We start from the raw sequence: 1,653 nt of genomic DNA, 5'->3' as shown, positions 1-1,653 counted from the left end.
GGCGGTGGCGCTGCCCGGCGTCGGCACCGCCGCCCCGGAGATCGACATCGGGACGGTGGCGAACGCCGCGAGCACCACCGCGAGGGTGACCAGCGGACGGGACGGCCGGGGGGACGGTTCGGACGGACTACTGCTCACGGACCCACTCCAGGCGGAGATCACGGGCGGCCCTCGTGGCCACCGAGGGGATAGTGCCACTGAGTGGCAAAAGCTGTCAAAGGGCGAAAGCGGCCTGGTGGTAGGCTGCTGCCGTGCCTCCCGACGTCTCCGCCGACCTCCGCGACCGGCCCCAGCGTGTCCGGCCCGAGCGCGACCGGCCCCAGCACGACCGGGCCCAGCACGACCGGCCCCAGGACGACCGGGCCGAGCGCGACCGGCGCCTGCGCGACCTGCCGCTCCGCGAGCGCAAGAAGCTGCGCACCCGGCAGGCGCTGGCCGAGACCGCGCTGCGCCTGTTCGTCGAGCGCGGCTACGACGCGACCACGCTCGACGACCTGTGCGACGAGGTGGAGGTCTCCAAGCGGACGTTCTTCCGCAACTACCCGTCCAAGGAGGACGTCGCGCTCGCCGCCGACAGCGACCTGTGGTCGGCCTACCTCGACGACGTCGCCGCCCTGGACACCGAGGGCCCGCTCCTGGACGCCCTGCACGCGGCCCTGCACACCACGCTCGCCGCCATGGACGCCGACTGGGACCGCCGCTTCCTGGCCGCCCGCCACCTCTGCGACACCGTGCCCGCCCTCCAGGCGCACAGCCTGCGCTACTGCCACGAGACCACGCAGGCCCTGGTCGACCAGGTCAGCGCCCGCCGCGGCGTCGCCCCCTCCGACGTGCACCTGCGACTGGCGGTCGAGCTCGTCGTGTCCGCCTGGCGCACCGCCGCGCTCACCTGGACGGCCGAGGAGGGGCGCGGCGGCCGCGCCGCCCTGACCGACCGGCTCACCGCGACCTTCGCCGAACTCCCCGCCGCCCTCACCTTCGCCCCCTGACACCCCGACGGCTCCAACGGCGCCGTCAGCGCCTACAGCGCGCGACGGCCGCCGCACGGGCACGGGCCCGGCCGGCGGCCGTCGTTCAAGTGGCGGGACGCCCCGTCAGCCCGGCGTCGAGGCCGCCACCAGCGGCCCGCGGCGCGCCTTCCGCGTCGCGGTGAGCGCCCCGGCCAGGCCGCCGACCACGCAGATCGCCAGGAGTCCGGCGTACTGCGTGAGCGAACCGGCGAACCACAGCTCGCCCGTCATGGCCTCGCCCAGCGCGGACAGCGACACCAGGGCGATCGCGGTGCCGAGCAGGACGCCCGCGCCGGTCGCGATGAGGGTCTCCCAGCAGACCGCCCGGGCGAGCTGGGCGGGCGGCGCGCCGATCAGCCGGAGCAGCCGGAGGTTCTCGCTCCGGCCGGCCATCGCGACCGCCGCCGCGTTCACCACGGCGATCACCGTGAAGACGACCGCCGACCCGACCATCAGCGGGGCCACCCACGCGGCCGCACCGGTCCGGGTGACGCCCTTGGTGGCGTCCTCGGTGGCCACGGCGAACAGGAACGTGCAGCTCAGCGCCATCGTCAGCATCACCGGCGCGACCATCGGCCAAGCGCGCCCGGGGGCGGCGAGCAGCGCCGCGCGGGCGAGCCCTCCGGCCGCCGGGTCGATCCGG

The 1,653-nt window shown here is 75.9% G+C and carries 2 protein-coding genes; one reads left to right on the top strand and one right to left on the bottom strand.

Features of this window, described 5'->3' with window-relative positions; all coding sequences use genetic code 11:
- The first annotated feature begins 251 nt into the window (after positions 1 to 251).
- The gene (locus tag AB0J52_RS39435) at positions 252 to 989 is read left to right on the top strand and encodes a TetR/AcrR family transcriptional regulator (protein ID WP_500188222.1); all 738 of its coding nucleotides are present in this window, start codon (positions 252 to 254) and stop codon (positions 987 to 989) included.
- A gap of 105 nt (positions 990 to 1,094) precedes the next feature.
- On the opposite strand, the gene AB0J52_RS39430 is transcribed toward AB0J52_RS39435, so the two are convergent.
- Positions 1,095 to 1,653, bottom strand: a 559-nt coding sequence (locus AB0J52_RS39430) for an FtsX-like permease family protein (protein ID WP_500188220.1), incomplete at its 5' end; no start/stop codon positions are given.

Source organism: Spirillospora sp. NPDC049652, from assembly GCF_040675125.1.
GTDB lineage: Bacteria > Actinomycetota > Actinomycetes > Streptosporangiales > Streptosporangiaceae > Spirillospora.
Note: the sequence above shows the minus strand (reverse complement) of the source record. Positions and strands in the feature narration are given on the sequence as shown.